At 40.7% G+C, this 15,675-nt stretch carries 13 protein-coding genes, 2 tRNA genes and 2 pseudogenes; 13 read left to right on the top strand and 4 right to left on the bottom strand.

The annotated features are described in order from the left end of the window. Positions 1-355: 355 nt before the first annotated feature. Entirely contained in the window at positions 356-1,729 is a 1,374-nt protein-coding gene (locus tag ACSYSK_RS06155; protein ID WP_491715874.1) for an ISNCY family transposase, read from the bottom strand. Between the two features lie 214 nt (positions 1,730-1,943). Between ACSYSK_RS06155 and ACSYSK_RS06150 the strand changes: the two genes are divergently transcribed. Further along, positions 1,944-2,028 (top strand) — tRNA-Leu (locus ACSYSK_RS06150). 112 nt (positions 2,029-2,140) lie between these two features. On the opposite strand, the pseudogene ACSYSK_RS06145 reads toward ACSYSK_RS06150, so the two are convergent. Continuing rightward, positions 2,141-2,551 (bottom strand): annotated as a pseudogene (locus ACSYSK_RS06145) (IS30 family transposase); the annotation flags it as partial. Positions 2,552-2,889: 338 nt separating this feature from the next. On the opposite strand from ACSYSK_RS06145, the gene ACSYSK_RS06140 reads away from it, so the two are divergent. From ACSYSK_RS06140 to ACSYSK_RS06110, 7 genes and pseudogenes are all read left to right on the top strand, one after another. Beyond that, positions 2,890-3,078, top strand: a complete 189-nt coding sequence (locus ACSYSK_RS06140; protein WP_491714273.1) for a type II toxin-antitoxin system HicA family toxin — start codon at positions 2,890-2,892, stop codon at positions 3,076-3,078. A 49-nt stretch (positions 3,079-3,127) separates the two neighbouring features. Beyond that, entirely contained in the window at positions 3,128-3,508 is a 381-nt protein-coding gene (locus ACSYSK_RS06135) for a type II toxin-antitoxin system HicB family antitoxin (protein ID WP_491714272.1), read from the top strand. A gap of 265 nt (positions 3,509-3,773) precedes the next feature. Further along, positions 3,774-3,968, top strand: a pseudogene (locus ACSYSK_RS06130) (helix-turn-helix domain-containing protein); the annotation flags it as partial. A 295-nt stretch (positions 3,969-4,263) separates the two neighbouring features. Next, the gene (locus ACSYSK_RS06125; RefSeq protein ID WP_491714271.1) at positions 4,264-6,498 is read left to right on the top strand and encodes a restriction endonuclease PLD domain-containing protein; all 2,235 of its coding nucleotides are present in this window, start codon (positions 4,264-4,266) and stop codon (positions 6,496-6,498) included. A 100-nt stretch (positions 6,499-6,598) separates the two neighbouring features. Then, positions 6,599-6,877, top strand: a complete 279-nt coding sequence (locus ACSYSK_RS06120) for a type II toxin-antitoxin system RelB/DinJ family antitoxin (protein WP_491714270.1) — start codon at positions 6,599-6,601, stop codon at positions 6,875-6,877. After that, on the top strand, positions 6,867-7,205 hold the full coding sequence (locus ACSYSK_RS06115) for a type II toxin-antitoxin system PemK/MazF family toxin (protein WP_491714269.1): 339 nt from the start codon (positions 6,867-6,869) through the stop codon (positions 7,203-7,205). Before ACSYSK_RS06120 ends, ACSYSK_RS06115 begins: the two co-directional genes overlap by 11 nt. 422 nt (positions 7,206-7,627) lie before the next feature. After that, positions 7,628-9,886: an ATP-binding cassette domain-containing protein gene (locus ACSYSK_RS06110; RefSeq protein ID WP_491714268.1), complete on the top strand. Its 2,259-nt coding sequence runs from the start codon at positions 7,628-7,630 to the stop codon at positions 9,884-9,886. A 153-nt stretch (positions 9,887-10,039) separates the two neighbouring features. On the opposite strand, the gene fba is transcribed toward ACSYSK_RS06110, so the two are convergent. Further along, positions 10,040-10,948: a class II fructose-1,6-bisphosphate aldolase gene (gene fba / locus ACSYSK_RS06105; RefSeq protein ID WP_491714267.1), complete on the bottom strand. Its 909-nt coding sequence runs from the start codon at positions 10,946-10,948 to the stop codon at positions 10,040-10,042. 184 nt (positions 10,949-11,132) lie between these two features. Between fba and ACSYSK_RS06100 the strand changes: the two genes are divergently transcribed. Both ACSYSK_RS06100 and ACSYSK_RS06095 read left to right on the top strand, forming a co-directional pair. Then, positions 11,133-11,669 carry an NAD(P)H-dependent oxidoreductase gene (locus ACSYSK_RS06100; RefSeq protein WP_491714266.1) on the top strand — a complete coding sequence of 179 codons (537 nt, stop codon included), beginning with the start codon at positions 11,133-11,135 and terminating at the stop codon, positions 11,667-11,669. A gap of 19 nt (positions 11,670-11,688) precedes the next feature. Next, positions 11,689-12,309, top strand: a complete 621-nt coding sequence (locus tag ACSYSK_RS06095) for an HAD family hydrolase (RefSeq protein ID WP_491714265.1) — start codon at positions 11,689-11,691, stop codon at positions 12,307-12,309. Positions 12,310-12,407: 98 nt separating this feature from the next. On the opposite strand, the gene ACSYSK_RS06090 is transcribed toward ACSYSK_RS06095, so the two are convergent. Continuing rightward, positions 12,408-12,767 (bottom strand): DUF4828 domain-containing protein, encoded by a 360-nt coding sequence (locus ACSYSK_RS06090; protein ID WP_491714264.1) that lies wholly within the window; start codon positions 12,765-12,767, stop codon positions 12,408-12,410. Between the two features lie 222 nt (positions 12,768-12,989). Between ACSYSK_RS06090 and ACSYSK_RS06085 the strand changes: the two genes are divergently transcribed. The 3 genes from ACSYSK_RS06085 (at position 12,990) to ACSYSK_RS06075 (ending at position 15,385) form a co-directional block, all read left to right on the top strand. Continuing rightward, the gene (locus ACSYSK_RS06085; protein ID WP_491714263.1) at positions 12,990-13,991 is read left to right on the top strand and encodes a Gfo/Idh/MocA family protein; all 1,002 of its coding nucleotides are present in this window, start codon (positions 12,990-12,992) and stop codon (positions 13,989-13,991) included. A 19-nt stretch (positions 13,992-14,010) separates the two neighbouring features. Next, complete coding sequence (locus ACSYSK_RS06080) at positions 14,011-15,246, top strand: DEAD/DEAH box helicase (RefSeq protein ID WP_491714262.1); 1,236 nt, start codon at positions 14,011-14,013, stop codon at positions 15,244-15,246. A 65-nt stretch (positions 15,247-15,311) separates the two neighbouring features. Then, positions 15,312-15,385 (top strand) — tRNA-Arg (locus ACSYSK_RS06075). The last annotated feature ends 290 nt before the right edge of the window (positions 15,386-15,675 follow it).

Genomic DNA, 15,675 nt, shown 5'->3' with positions numbered 1-15,675 from the left:
GCTTTTAATGTCGTCAGTGTTTAGACCTAATAATGTTAGCATAACCGGCAATTGAATGAAATAATTATTTGAGATAATGAATATGGATTGTTTTTAATGATAAATTTTATTTAGGGCTGTCAATCGTTTTTGAAAATGTCTCAAAAAAATATAAACATTAGCGAGTAATTAGCGCTCAAGCCGCTGGGCTATCTCCCTCTGAAAAAGGGGGTGCTCAGCTTTTTTGTCAGTCGAAATGGTTGCCTAACACACCGCCTCACAGAAGGTCAAGGGTAAAATAAACGGCTGCGCCGCCCTTGACCTCTGTAAGGCGATGTGTTGCTTTAATCTGAGTCGACCGACGAAAAAAGCTGTGCTAAGCGTAGCGCTCCTGTTCAAATTCTGCTTGTGTGATCCCGCGTTTAGCTAAATAGCGGTTAAAACTGGCTGCTTTCCAGGGATGCGAGAGCGGTGGAATGTAATTTCTTTTCGCTTTTTGTTTTTGAGGTACGTCGTCGAATTCCTGGGATCGTAACTCATGTGCCGCTAAGCGGCGCACGCGATATAAACCTTCAGCGATTGAAGCATACAATTCACCGTCAAAGGCTTTAATAACCAACACCTCTGTCCCACGTTGAAAATAAACTTCTTTTCCAGTCGATGTGACCGGTAAATAAGCCTGTTTATGGAATGAAAAGTGATTACCTGTATTGATCTTACGAGTAGTTAAAGTGCCCAAAATTAGATTTAATTTAGTCGTTACGGGTGCTTTTTCCATCACTGATGTGGTATCATTTATCGGTAGGGCAAACTGCGCATTGTATCTTTCGATGTAGGAATCTAGGAATACATTGGCCGCAGCTAGCGTAGCTACTTGATGAATACGTAATTCAGTGATTAGGCGAGATTGTAGCGTTTCAAAGAGACGCTCAACTCGCCCTTTTGCTTGTGGAATAGAACTGGTCGAAATCTTAGTTCCAAGTTGTTGACAAGCATAACCAAATTGCGTAAAAGTATCATTTTCAACCTGTTTTTGGTGTTTGCGTTGATATTCAAATACCGTTCGCCGATCACTGAAAAATTCATATGGAATGCCATAATTGGTTAGGATCTGATGGTAAACGTGGTAGTAACCCTTGAGGGTTTCTTGATGATCGAAGTAAGCACCAACGATAGTTCCAGTTGCGTCATCAATTGCCACGTGTAAATGACTTTTTTGCTTGCCGAACCATAAGTGGTCACTAGCGTCAATTTGGATTAATTCACCAAAATATTTTTTACGTGGGCGACTAGGGTGAGTTTCTCCTGGAATTAAAATTTTATCTGATTTAGCGACTGTTTTAGTTTTCATAGCTTGTTTTCGGAGCTTTTCTCGGTGCAGTCGTTTGGTTCGCCGATGAGCCTTAGGTGATAGGATATTCGCTTGTTTTAAGATATTAGCGATTGTTGACCGACTGAATTTAAGGCCCTCATGTTCGGCTAATAATTCCGTAAAATGAGTGAAATTAGCGCCGACGTATTTTGTTTGATACAGTTCAACGATAGTTGAACGTGTTGTTTGGGAAAGTGCATGCTTGGGCTTTTTCAAACGATTTTGGTGAATAAAAGCTGATTTACCAATTGTTCTGTAACGGACAAGTAACCGATCGATCTGACGTCTGGTTACCCCTAGTTGAACCTCAGCTCTAGTTTTGGGCATTTTACCTTCAGCTACGTTTTTGATAATTTGATATTTGTGTGCTTCTTTCATCGTTAAGTAAACCTTTCTCATAAGATCCTCCGCTGTGTAATTTGCCTAATTATTTTGGCAGAAGCGGAGGAATTTTTCTAGTTATTTGAGACATTTTCTCGTGTGATTACTTAAGACATTATCAGATGTGAATGACATTTTTAATGATAAATTTTATTTAGGGCTTTTCTTTTAGTGAGATTTATTATATACTATTGATTGTTCCTTTGAACATGCCACTGTGGCGGAATTGGCAGACGCGCAGCGTTCAGGTCGCTGTTTGGGTTATCCAAGTACAGGTTCGACTCCTGCCAGTGGCATTAATTTACTAAAATTTAAGGTTCTATACTAACAAGTGTTGATGACGAAAAATCAATGCTTGTTTTTTGTATACCAATTTAAATTTAGGTATAAGAAAAAGCATTGCGCTTTTCCGCGTTCACATGAAGTATAGGGATGGGCGTAATAAATCTGGGCGATTCCGTTTAAAGCGGTAGTCAAGCTACTAAACTCCGTACCATTATCGGCAGTTACGGATTTGATAATATCACCTAGTTGCGTAGTGATTTGTGTGAGAGCATAGTTAACGGAATCAGCGTCTTTACCTTCAAGCAAACGAATGATTTCAAAACGAGTTTTGCGCTCAGTTAAAGTTAGCAACACACTTTCCTGACCAGCACGTTTTCCCACTACAGTGTCAATTTCGAAGTGACCGAATTCGCGTCGTTTCTCAATTCGTTGTGGTCGCTGCGCGATACTTTTACCGTTTAAACGATGATGGTGGTGTGACTTATATGATTTCATACGCAGCTGTACTTTAATTGTTAGATCGATATTTCTTAACCTCTTTACGGGTCATTTTGGAATGTATCAGTAAGCTTTCAATACTGAACTAATTCAAAAAATTTGATCAAATAGGGAGGCTTATTTAGTGTACGTTAAAAGCGGGAAAACACGCTTAAATCACTAAAAATTAAAAGCAAAATTAATTAAAAACAAAAAATGACTTAAAAATAACAAACCACCTAGACCTATGTTGATCTAAATGGTTAAAAAATTCTCCACCAGCACTAGTTGACAAAGAACCATGAAAAATACCTGTGGCTCGGTTATCGGCTCCGCTTGACTTTATACACATCATTGTGTATAATAAATTTGTAATAAGGAAAGGGGTATAGAAAATGCCGATGAGACCAAGAGAAGCCGTTAAGTTACTTAAAGCGAATGGTTTCATAAAAAAGTCGCAACGGGGTTCACATTTAAAAATGTATAATCCTAAAACTAATGTTACGACTTATGTTCCAATTCACGCAAAGGAATTAAAGCCGGGTATGGAACGGGCAATCTTAAAAGAAGCAGGGCTCAAATGAGTACTTGTTTCTATACCCTTAAATTTTAACTCAGCGAGGAGGATTAGATATGAAAAACACCGTTGTTTATCCAGTTATTCTGCATCCTGAGAAAGTCGGCTATACCGTTGAAATCCCTGATATTGATGGTGGCTGGACTCAAGGTGAAGATCTCAAAGATGCCTTAGTGATGGCACAAGACTTGATTGGATTAGCTTTAGAAGATGTAATTGATTATCCTAAGGCTTCGGCACTTGAAAACATTGATACAAAAGATAATGACATCAAAACGATTGTATCGGTTGATATGGACGAGTATCGGCGAAATAATCCTAAAACAGTACGCAAAAATGTTTCTGTACCTGAGTATTTAGTTAAATTAGGTAAGGAAAGAAATATTAATTTTTCTGCTGTTTTAACTGAAGCATTACGAGCTAAGTTGGAAGTTTAGCCAATATGAAGTTTAGTCAATATATTAATTAGCACTCAATTGCGAGTGCTTTTTTTATGCGCAAAATTAGAAAGGTGGTGGCGGTAGATGACATTACATTTTGAAAACGTTGATCAGCTTAATAAAAAATGAAGTATTCGAATTATAAAAGTACTACGTAAGTTTTACAATTAAGTTAGCCACTTAATTTAAATAAAAAGACACCAAGATAAAAATCCAGTATCATTAATTCTACGACAAACAATGAAAAGAGGATTTTATCTTGATGCAAGAACAGTTTACCATAAAGCGAACCAAAGGTCATCATTTAACTGAAATTGAACGCGGACAAATCGCTGCTTGGCACGAACGTGGCCTTTCTGCGCGGGCAATTGCTCGTAATCTAGGAGTTGCTCATCAAACTATCAATAACGAACTGAAACGCGGTCAGACCCAGCAAGTCAAAAAGGTCAACGGTAAAAGTATCGCGCAGCGACCACAACGAATTGAGAAACGACGTGAATTTGGTCACTTCGAAATTAACACTGTAGTGGGAAAAACAGACTCAATCACTTGTTGCGCAGATTATTAAATTATCAAATCCCAGCTGAAGCTTTTCGAAAAGAACTGGGCTACGCGCGCCGCCAAGAAATTGCACTAATCAGCTTTTTGATAAGTGGCTAACTTATTCTTGCAATTTGCTAGTATTTCCTTTTGCTCTCCTATATGCAATAGTTTACAATAGTAATTAAACTAAACGTAAAGAGGGTTTTGACGTGGCACTGCTTACTACCAATATTCTGTACGAAAACCGACAAGTTGATTGGTCGATCGCACAGATTTTTGATCATGAAAAATATACTAAATTATTGGCAGTGACTTATTCAATTTCACCGCGGTTCGTCAACCAATATCTGGAACAATTTCAGCAGTCTACCTTAGTTGTGGGGATTCCGGAGGGGAAAATTCAGGCTGCGACTAATGATGAACTGCTCAAGGCAACAGTTAAGTACGCCAATGAGCAAACCGCTAAAAAGAGTGCGTTAAACTTTTTTGGACAACTCAAGGCACCGGTGAAACAAGAAGTCTTGGAGCATCAGATAGAATTAAAAGTCCCGCAAGCCGGTTTTGTGATTCATTCTAAGTTTTATCTACTACAAAATGAGCAAACTAAAAATACGCGAGTCGTAATTGGTTCGGCTAACTTGTCCCAGCAGGCTTTTGACAGCCGTTTTAATCAATTTGAAGAAGTTTTAATTTACGATAATAGTCAGTTATATGCCGAATTGGCGCGTCATTACCGGCAAGATATTAAGCCGCTACTAATGGATTACTTACCCAAAGAACTGTTTAAAGTCGTTACTAAAAAGAAAAAAGACAATCAAGAATTAGCGCCTAGTGATCAATTAGTTGCGGCAACTATCTTGGACGATCAAGATGTCAGTGCGATTCAGCAGGCGACAGTGACGCAGACCGTGGAAAATTTGCGCAACGGAGTGTCGTTGGGAATTTTACCCCAGTATACGGGGGAATTGATCAATCAGCTGCAAGACCAAAAAGCCGTGGGCAGTCCGGAATATCAACGTAAAAAAGAAGACCAGCAGGCCGAAAAATTTGCCTATGAGATCGCTAGCGACATGGTCTCTAATAGAAATCAAAGACACCAACTAGCGACGCCGCCGACCGTCAAAAAACGGGTAGTCAAGCGATTAAGGGTTAAGCAAGTAGAAGCAGTGGATGAGGCCGTGCAGGAAAGGCCCGCGTTGATTTTTGATGAAGCAACGATCGATTTGTTACGACGGCAGTCGGGTTTATTTGTGAAGGATACGGTGGTTAAAAATAAAGCGGTTCCGTTTGGCAAGTATGCCTCTGTGGCGGATATCAGGTATTCGTTAACGACCATCAGCCACTTATTGCGTAACTATCAAAAATATACGATCAAATATACTAATGACTATGGTGCGCGGATCTACGAAGCAATTTTATATGCTTTTAGTGCACCGTTTATTTCCGTTTTACGTCACCATGTCGGTTCGCAAGAAGAGCAAAAAGACGTACCCCAGTTTTTGTTTTTAGGTGGGACAGCCAATTCGGGTAAGTCTAGTCTATTACGATTGATTGCCCGAATGACAGCTTTACACGACAGCACTACTGATTTTATGGACTATAATACGATCTTACCGGAAAATATTCATAATAAAAAATCAAAAACGGTTGCGCAGCTAGCTAATTGGCTACAAGAATCTAACGTTTATCCCTTGTTAGTCGATGAAATCCCCAGTGAATTTTTTAGTAAACCAAATTACGGGGAAAATTTAGTCGTCAATACTACTAACACTGTGGATCGACAGCATGAAAATTACCCAGCAATGATTGGAACGACTAATAGTGATGGTTATACTTTACCAGAACGAGCGCGGCGTCGTAGTTATTATTTGAAAAACGATAAGGTTTTTGATGACAAATTTAAACAGGAATCTGTTAGTGCGTATAACGAGGTTTTGGCGCGGGTGAATAATACCTTATTTAAGGATTTTGTTTTACGTTTTGCGGCTAAGATCAGTGACGATGACCAGCAGTGGAATTTTTATGAAAACGGTGGTAAGGTAGATTTTCTCCATATTACCCGGGAAATATTTCGTGATTATTATGAAATGTGCGATGAACCGTTACCAATTTTCTTTCCGGAGCACCGTTATGACGATTCGCAGGAATCGAGTCAAGAAAAGTGGCGTAAGTTATATTTGGGTTCTAGTCACGATTATTTTAAGTACAATAAAGAAACGGATTCTTTGATTTTTAAAATCTCAACGTTGGACGAAAATGCTAGTCGCTTCGGTGAAAGTCGACCGTCTAAGATTTACCGCGATGCATTGTCACCTAAAGTAGTGAACGGTAATCCCGAGGGAGTCGATGTTGAATTAGATGCACCAGCTTTTTTTGCTTGGATCAATGTTAAGAATCCATATCACAATCACGGTAAGAAATTGTTTGAAAAGTTATTTAAATAAAATATGAGGACACAAAAGGGTTCTATACTATTAGCATAGAGTCGTAACCAATTGTCACTATTGTCTGTTAATAGTACAATAGTACTTAGGAGGTAGTCCAATGACAGCTAATATAAAAAAAAGAATTCAGGTTAAGGTTGATAAGGAATTAGTAGATCAGGGAAATGAAATTTTGACACAATTAGGATTGACTCCGACAGTTGCAATCACTATGTTTTACAAAAGGTTGGTCGCACAAGCTGGTTTACCTTTTTCAACTAAGTTAACAGCGGATGAAAAAACGTTGTTGAATATTCAAAATTTAGCGCAAGAGGTACCAGTTGTTAAGTTAGATACTCCGGAAAAATTAGCACAATGGGCACAAGAAGATGAATACTAACGATATTATTACGACTTATGTTAAATTTTTGACAATGCCTGGTGGTAAAAGACGACCTGTCCTAATTATTAGAGATGATGAGCGGGGGATTCTGTTTTTTAATATTACTTCGAAGTATCAAAATAAGTCTGCGACAATGAAAAAATTCTATTATCCTATTAATGATTTTACGACGACAGGATTAAAGAAAGATTCATGGATCGATACTTACAGCTCTTACTTTATTCCATGCAACTTATTAGAACGCTCTAAGTTGATTGGCAAATTGTCAGCTGAAGATGCTTCAAAATTTGCAGAATTTTTAGCACGAAGAGTCAAGAAAAACTAAGTCTTTTGTTGTTAGTATGGGCTGATTCACTGATACTTAAAATCAAGTAACTAAAAAAGGTTCTTTGTCAACTAGTGTTGATGAAGAATTTTCCAACCGCTTAGATCAAAATTGGTCTAGGTGGTTTGTTATTTTTAAGTTGTTTCCTCAATTGTCAAATCAAGTGCACTAAATTATAAAATAAAAACTATAAATTGAAAGTAAAAATCCAACGTGCTTGTCGGGTGAGTTCTTTGGCAAATGCTTCGTTTGCCGAATGGTAGTTTAGTAGTTGACGATATTTGGAATTCAAAGCGCCTTGGGCTTGTTTACAGGTTTGTGCGTGGTAATCGGAAATTTTAAGCTTTAATTTCTGAAGAAGTCTATTAATATGTTATAGTACATATATTTAAATTAACTTATGGGCATTTAAGGAGTAGAAAATGAGTCAAAAAAAAGAAATTATTGTCCATCACGCTAGGCAAAATAATTTGCAAGATATTAGTTTGAAGTTACCTAAAAATAAAATAACGGTTTTTGTTGGCTTATCAGGTTCAGGCAAATCATCTTTAGTTTTTGACACAATTGCAGCCTTATCAAGAAGGGAATTAAATGAAACTTTTCCGAGTTTTACCCAGCAATATTTACCCAAATATGGTCAACCCGAAGTGGGTAAAATTGAGAATTTGCCGCCGGCAATAGTGATTGAGCAGCGTAAGTTAGGGAATAATGCGCGTTCAACTTTGGCTACTTATACGGGAATTTATTCTTTATTGCGGCTACTTTTTTCTCGTCTCGGCCAACCTTTTATTGGATATTCGGATAATTATTCTTTTAACTTGCCACAGGGGATGTGTCCCAACTGTCAGGGGTTAGGCTATATTGATGAAATTGATGAAACAAAAATTCTTGATCAAAATAAGTCACTAAATGAAGGCGCAATTACTTTTGTTAGTTTTGGGGTTAATACTTGGCGCTGGAAAAGATATGCTTACAGTGGTTTATTTGATGTGGATAAACCGATCAAGGATTATTCTGAAGAAGAATACGAGTTGTTAATGCATGCACCGCAACAAAAACTGGCTAATCCACCTGAGAATTGGTATAAGACTGCTTTATATGAAGGAATCGTGCCCCGGATTCGCCGTTCAATTTTGCATAAAAAAGAGGCTAAGAAGCATCAAGCGGCAATCAGTGAAGTTGTAACAAGAAAAGACTGTCCTATTTGCGGCGGAAGCCGGTTGAAGCAAGAAGTTTTACGGGTTAAAATTAATGGTTTAAATATTTTTCAAGTAGGGAATCTGGATTTAGTGCAGGCTTTAGCCTTTTTTAAAAAAATCAAAGAAACAAAGGTACAGGAAATTGTTCGGGAATTAATTACTAAAATTAATTCTTTAGTTGAGATTGGCTTGGGATATTTAAATTTAAATCGTAATACAGCGACTTTATCAGGTGGCGAGGCACAAAGAATTAAAATTGCCAAGTACCTGACCAGTTCTTTGACCGACTTACTTTATGTTTTAGATGAACCTAGTGTTGGACTTCATCCTTATGACATTCAATTAATCGTTAAAGCTTTAACTAAGTTGCGCGATCGTGGTAATACCGTATTGATTGTTGAACATAATCCAGCAATTATTAAATTAGCTGATTATATAGTTGAAATTGGACCAGAAGCGGGACAAAAGGGTGGTCAGGTTGTCTTTACGGGTACTTATTCTGAGCTTTTGCGGCAAAAAACTGTTACGGCCCAATATTTAAATCACCAATTGTCTTGGCCACAAGGGCGGACAATTAAAGATTCTATTACCATTAAAAATGCCAAAGAAAACAATTTACAAACGGTTACTGCAGCTTTTCCCCGGGAGGTATTAACCGTTGTTTCGGGACCTGCTGGTTCTGGTAAAAGTTCACTGATTACTGCACTTAAAAAGCAGTTAACTGGTAACTATATTGATTTGTCTCAGGTGCCAATCGGTACCAGTTTACGGTCAAATACCGCAACTTATTTGAATATTTTAGATGATATTAGAAAAATATTTGGTAATGAAAATGGTGTTTCACGTCAGTTGTTTAGCGCTAATAGTAAAGGTGCATGTCCTTTATGTAAGGGTAAGGGGGTTACGATTACCAATATGGCTTTTATGGATCCAGTTGTGCAGACTTGTGAAAAATGTCGTGGTCGTCGTTTTAATGCTGAAGCTTTAAGCTACCAATATCACGGCTTAAATATCGCTGAAGTTTTACATCTATCAGTTACTGCAGCCACCAACTTTTTTAGTGATCAACCGCAAATTTTGCTGAAATTAACCAATCTGCAAAGAGTTGGTTTAGATTATTTAACTTTAGATCAGAGCTTGAATACTTTATCAGGTGGGGAATTGCAACGTTTGAAGTTAGCTTTTGAATTAGAAGAAAAAGGCTCTCTTTATTTGCTTGATGAACCGACTGCTGGTTTACATTTAAAAGATACAGCTAAGCTTCTTAATTTATTTAATGATTTAGTTGAGCAAAAGAATACGTTGATCGTCATTGAACATAGTTTAGCAGTGATTAGTCAAGCTGACTGGTTAATTGACTTGGGTCCTGGAGCGGGAAAATATGGCGGTCAAATTATGTATAGTGGTCGGCCCCAAAAAGCAATGAAAGTCGCCGCTTCTAAAACCGGACAAGCTTTAAAGCAGTTGGCAATTGGCAAATAAAAATTAATATGCATCCGGTTAGATACGCGGCTGATTTCGCCTGTTTTTGCGTAGCATTGGTGTTTTACCACAACTAATCAGATGATAACGATACTAACACAAAAAGAGCCAGGGAAATATAACTTACCCTCGCTCTTTTTTAATACTCTTAAATTATTCTTCGTTTAATGAGCTGCGATCGAATGCAGCGGATTTTAATTCTTCGTCGATCGAAGGAGTACCCAACCAGCCGATCATTTCCTTCATTGCGTCGGTAATTGCTTCGGCACCAGGCAAGAGTAACTTACGTGGGTCATAACCCTTGTTAGCTTTGTCTTCGTCTTTGTGGGCTTCGAAGTACTTACGAGTAGCTTGTTGGAAGGCTAACTGGAATTCGGTATTGATGTTAACTTTAGCGACACCTAATGAGATAGCTTTTTTAACTTGTTCTTCAGGGATGCCGGAACCACCGTGCAATACCAACGGAATGTCAACGGCAGCGGCGATTTCTTTGAGGCGATCGAAGTTCAAGCCTTTCCAGTCTGCCGGGTAAACGCCGTGGATGTTGCCGATCCCGCAAGCTAACTTGTCAACACCAGCAGCGGCAAATGCCTTAGCATCTTCAACGGAAGCTAATTCGCCGCCGCCTTGGTTTTCACCGATCTTGCCGATTTCGGCTTCGACTGAAATGCCGCGTTCGTGAGCCAACTTGATGATCTCTTTAGTCTTAGCTAAGTTTTCGTCGGTTGGTAAAGCATGACCATCAAACATTACTGATGAGTAGCCTAGCTTGATACATTCAACGGCGGAATCGTAATCACCGTGATCCAAGTTCAACACAACGGGAACGGAGATGTTCATGGAATCCATTTGATCTTCGACCATGTCTTTAACGAACTTGTAGCCGCCCATGTACTTAGCAGCGCCAGTTGACACTTGGATCAAAAGTGGGGTCCGGGTTTCTTCGGCAGCGCGCAGGATCGCACGAGTCCATTCGACGTTGTTGGTGTTGTACGCGCCAACAGCGTAATGATTTTTACGAGCATCTTTAAAAATTTGGTTACCATTATCCAAATAAGCCATTCAAATATCCTCCTAGATATAAAGTTACAGCTACATTGTACCGTAATCAAGACCGAGAAACAATCATTTACAAAATGTAACCGATTTTTGTTTTAACTCTTGTAAAATGACTACGATTTGGGCTGTTTTAATGGGTGGAATGTTATAAAATGAAGTTGTTAAATCATTAATTGGGGAGGTCAATATGCAAACGACAGTTTTTTTATTCCATCCTGACTGGGCGCACTCGCAAGTTAACCAGACTTTAGTGACGGGGTTAGCACCGTCAGTTGTAGTGCGTGACATGTATCAACTCTATCCCGACCAGCACGTCGACGTGCAAAAAGAACAGCAGGCCTTGCTTGCGTCACAGCGGATCGTGTTACAATTTCCGTTTTACTGGTACAGCTGTCCGACTTTACTGCAAGAGTGGCAAGACCAAGTTTTTACGGAAGGTTGGGCGTACGGCGAAGGTGGTGACAAGTTGCGGGGCAAAGAATTACTGCTGTCAGTTTCTTGCGGCGCTAATAATTACGGGCGAAAAGGTCAGCTCAAATACACGGTCACGGAATTGTTACGTCCGTTTCAGGCTACCGCTAAAATGTTGCAGTTAAAATACTTAACGCCGTTTATCACCTTAGACACGGCTAACCTAAGTGCCGTGGAGCTGCAAAAACGGGCACAAGAATACGGCAATTACGTGAGTGCAAGTAAGCTACCTGTTTTAGGAGATTTTTCATAGTCAAGAGGAGGACGAGTTTGTGCGTAACTACCGGGCATACTTATTTGATGTGGACGGGACACTGATCGATACGAGAAGGGCCGCCTACCTAACGTGGGAAAAGACCGTAAAACGAGTCAGCGGTCACCAGTTAACCCTGGAAGAATTTGATGCGCTGTTTGGCGTTACCCTAGCAAAGGGCGTGGAGCAGTTGAATTTAGGCATGGATGTGGCTAGTTTTGGTGCTACTTGGCGCCGTAATTATACCGAGTATGCCGGACAAACCAAGTATTTTCCGCAGGTAAAAGAGGCGCTCCAACAACTGAAAAAGCGGCAGGTCAAGTTAGGGATCGTAACTTCTCGGCGGCGCGAAGAAATCGGCTTATTTTTTAGTCAGTTTGAATTCGAACGGCTGTTTGACGTGATCATCACTAGCGACGACACCGCTGAACATAAACCCGCTGCTGCACCGGTACTAGCAGGTCTAGAAAAATTAGACGTTCTCCCCGATGATGCCATTTACGTGGGAGACATGCCCACGGACATCGAGTGCGCGCGCAACGCTGGCAGTGATTCGGCGTTGATCCATTGGAACGGGACGCAAGTCGAAGAGCCGCGTGCGACGTATCAGTTAGATTCCCCAGCGGCTTTATTAAAATAATATTAATTAACGAACGTGAGTATAGAGCAGTGGTTAAAATTTAATGGTGGTAATTGGGGACAAAAAAAGGAGTTGGGACACTTCCCGACTCCGGTAATTTATTGTTGTTCAGGTCGTAATTGGTAGACACGATTGTCAGCTTCATCATAGACACTTGCAGGGTGCGCATCGATGGTATCAATGCGGAGATGATAACCATATGTATCTAAGAAAACAAGTTCTTTAGGGGTCAGTAGTTGAATCGAGCCGGGTAAAAGATGCTGGTCAAGTGCAAGCGAAAGGTCAGGGTTGACTACTAAATGATGAATGCGGCTTTGATGCTCATCGCTAAATTGCCACGCACCGACGTAGATCTGCGCGGAATTGTTCGAGTTGGGCTGCTTCTTAGAAGAGTGTCGTTTGAATAAGTTGACCACCTTATTCACAAACGAATCTTCTGCGAAGCCGGAGACTTTCATTGCGGGTTCCTTCTTTCTGCGATACGCTAAATTCCTTACTAAAAATATACCACCATTCACAACTAATGTGTAAAGATAACGATTATTTTAATCAAAGTTAAACATAATTGAAACACAAATTATATTTTATCTAGTTGGTGATGGATTTTCTCAGCAAACGCAGCGAGATCACCGCTAATTTTCTGGTAAAATAAGGGTAAATTAAAAAAGGGGTGGCACGTGATGTTAAAATTGGGAATCATCGGTACTAATTGGATCACTAAGCAGTTTGTTGCAGCTGGTGGAGATACTAACAGTTTTCAGTTAACTACGATCTATTCGCGCACACTTGCTCGGGCACATGAGTTCGGTGACGCTTATCCTGAAGTCACGGAGTATTTCACTGACCTAACGGAATTTTTCACTAAGGGCAGTTTTGACGTGGTCTACATTGCTTCTCCTAACAGTTTGCATTTTGCCCAGTGTAAGCAGGCGCTTTTAGCCGGGAAACACGTGATCGTCGAAAAGCCTGCCTGCGTTAACCCTAGAGAAATGCAGGAACTACTGGATTTGTTGCAAGACCACCCGCAGCAGTATTTATTTGAAGCGGCCCGGCACCTGCACGAACCTAACTTCAAGGTAATTCAAGAACAGTTGGCTAAGATGAGCGTTATTCAGGGCGCGACTTTGACTTATGCCAAGTATTCTTCACGTTACGATCAGGTATTAGCCGGCAAACGGCCTAATATTTTTGCGCCGCAATTTGCGGGTGGCTGTTTACAAGACTTAGGCGTCTATTTAGTGTATGATGCAGTAGCTTGGTTTGGAGTCCCGAGTAGCGTCGAATATCACCCGACGATGCTGGCGACGGGAGTGGACGGCAAAGGGGTCGCGTTGTTACATTATCCTGAATTTGACGTGACCTTAAACATGGCTAAAACGGTCAACTCCATCCTGCCTAGTGAAATTTACGGGTTAAAAGAAACGTTATGGCTGGATAATCCGGCCGATTTGAATATGGTCAAATTGGTAGCGGGAAACGGGCACGTTACCGATTTAACGAACATTCAAGTTGACAATCCCCTGGCTGCTGAAGCCGTGGATTTTGCGGCTGTTTTAGCAACGCCACAGGAAAAAGGCTCCCACCAACTCGCAGCCGACTGGTTAAGCTATACCCAGGCGGTCAACCGCGTTTTGTACGATTTGCGCCAAAGTGCGGGGATCGTTTTTCCGGCAGACAAATAAAGTAGAAATGAGAGTAAAGATGAATCCAAAATTTAGTGCGGAATTCGAAAAAGAAAAATTTAGTGCACCAACGCCGATCCAACAAGCAGTGTACCAACCGTTGGTGGCAGCCCAAAATGTGGTAGGACTCGCACCGACGGGTTCGGGCAAGACATTAGCCTATACCATCCCCTTATTAGAACGGTTAACTGCTAAAGCGGGGGTGCAGCTGTTAGTGTTGGTTCCCTCACAGGAACTAGCGATCCAAGTCAACAACGTGATCGGACGCTTTGCAGCGTTACTGCAGTTAAAAACGACGGCTATTTTGGGTGGGGCAAACGTTAAACGCCAGTATGAGAAGTTAAAAAAACACCCTGAGATCGTCGTAGGAACTCCGGGGCGCTTGTTAGAAGTAATCACTGCGCGTAAGTTAAAGGTGCATACTTTACGCGCGTGTGTATGGGATGAAGCCGATAATTTATTAGCTGATCCTAATTCACGGGCGGCTTGTGAACAGATTTTAAAAGCCGCCCCCAAACAAGTGCAGCTTTCCTTTTTTTCGGCGACGAGTTCTGCTGCATTGACGGCGATGGGTCAACAGGTGAGCGCTGTTGTTTGTGACGTACGTCAAGAAGACACTACTCAAGGACACGTCGTGCATTATTTGCTGATGACCCCGGTGCGTAAACGAGTGGAAATGTTGCGTAAATTAGCTAATTTACCCGAATTTCGCGGCCTGGTCTTTTTTAATTCGGCTACTCAACTGCAAGATTGTGTCGAAAAGTTGACTTTTTTAGGAGTTAAATGTGCTAGTTTGAGTGCTAAGCAAAATTCTAAACAGCGCAAAAACGCGTTGACTGCTTTTAAAAAAGGTCAGCTTTCTCTATTGCTGACTACCGATGTAGCGGCGCGGGGCTTAGATATTCCGGCGTTACCGGCCGTCGTTAATTTTGATTTGCCGCAAGAATTGGCCGCTTACATTCACCGTGCCGGCAGAACGGGGCGGATGGGCGTGGCTGGTGAGGTGCTCAATTTGGGAAATGAGCACGATTTACGCCGGTTAAAGGCAATGCTGCGTCCCCAAAATTACGAATTGACACCGGGATTTATTTACCGTCATGAAATAGTAACTACGTTGCCGGAACCGGTAGCTAAAAAAGAAAAAACAACTAAGAAAAAAGAGGTGGCACAAACGCCTCGGCCGCAGCACCGTAAAAAACGGCAGCGCAGGCAAAAAGATAAGGGCAAGCCGCGGGCTAAGCAACACAGAAGTTAATTGAGTACGGCAAAATAAACTTGACTTTTATTGGTGCTTATCACTATACTAGTTAAGTGGTTTTTGCGCTTGTAGCTCAGCAGGATAGAGCGACCGCCTCCTAAGCGGTAGGTCATCGGTTCAATTCCGATCAAGCGCATGTGAAAAGATATTTACGGCAAGTAAAAAGAGTTGAGATCCCCAATAGGGGCTCAACTCTTTTTGTTTACTATTCAAAATTGGGACTGGGACAAAACATTCTAAGATTAGTGGTAGAGAATTAACTCGACGGAGTTTTTTCTCTACCACTTTTTCTTGGTGTTAAAGTGGTGGTGAAGTTGACAAGTCGTAAAACAGATAGGCGCATAACGTCGTGGACAAAACAGGCAACTTCATCCTTGCTGATTAAAAATCTGTTCGAAGAATGTGGGACACTTGATGTCGTGTAGT

Source organism: Ligilactobacillus sp. ESL1201, from assembly GCF_058503265.1.
The sequence above is the reverse complement of the archived record's forward strand: the minus strand, read 5'-3'. Positions and strand labels throughout refer to the sequence as shown.

Excerpts from the sequence above, each read along its gene's own strand:
- ACSYSK_RS06155 (WP_491715874.1), bottom strand. The coding sequence starts at position 1,729 with ATGAAAGAAGCACACAAATATCAAATTATCAAAAACGTAGCTGAAGGT.
- ACSYSK_RS06100 (WP_491714266.1), top strand. The coding sequence starts at position 11,133 with ATGCAAACGACAGTTTTTTTATTCCATCCTGACTGGGCGCACTCGCAA.
- fba (WP_491714267.1), bottom strand. The coding sequence starts at position 10,948 with ATGGCTTATTTGGATAATGGTAACCAAATTTTTAAAGATGCTCGTAAA.
- ACSYSK_RS06120 (WP_491714270.1), top strand. The coding sequence starts at position 6,599 with ATGACAGCTAATATAAAAAAAAGAATTCAGGTTAAGGTTGATAAGGAA.
- ACSYSK_RS06110 (WP_491714268.1), top strand. The coding sequence starts at position 7,628 with ATGAGTCAAAAAAAAGAAATTATTGTCCATCACGCTAGGCAAAATAAT.
- ACSYSK_RS06090 (WP_491714264.1), bottom strand. The coding sequence starts at position 12,767 with ATGAAAGTCTCCGGCTTCGCAGAAGATTCGTTTGTGAATAAGGTGGTC.
- ACSYSK_RS06085 (WP_491714263.1), top strand. The coding sequence starts at position 12,990 with ATGTTAAAATTGGGAATCATCGGTACTAATTGGATCACTAAGCAGTTT.
- ACSYSK_RS06140 (WP_491714273.1), top strand. The coding sequence starts at position 2,890 with ATGCCGATGAGACCAAGAGAAGCCGTTAAGTTACTTAAAGCGAATGGT.
- ACSYSK_RS06115 (WP_491714269.1), top strand. The coding sequence starts at position 6,867 with ATGAATACTAACGATATTATTACGACTTATGTTAAATTTTTGACAATG.
- ACSYSK_RS06135 (WP_491714272.1), top strand. The coding sequence starts at position 3,128 with ATGAAAAACACCGTTGTTTATCCAGTTATTCTGCATCCTGAGAAAGTC.
- ACSYSK_RS06080 (WP_491714262.1), top strand. The coding sequence starts at position 14,011 with ATGAATCCAAAATTTAGTGCGGAATTCGAAAAAGAAAAATTTAGTGCA.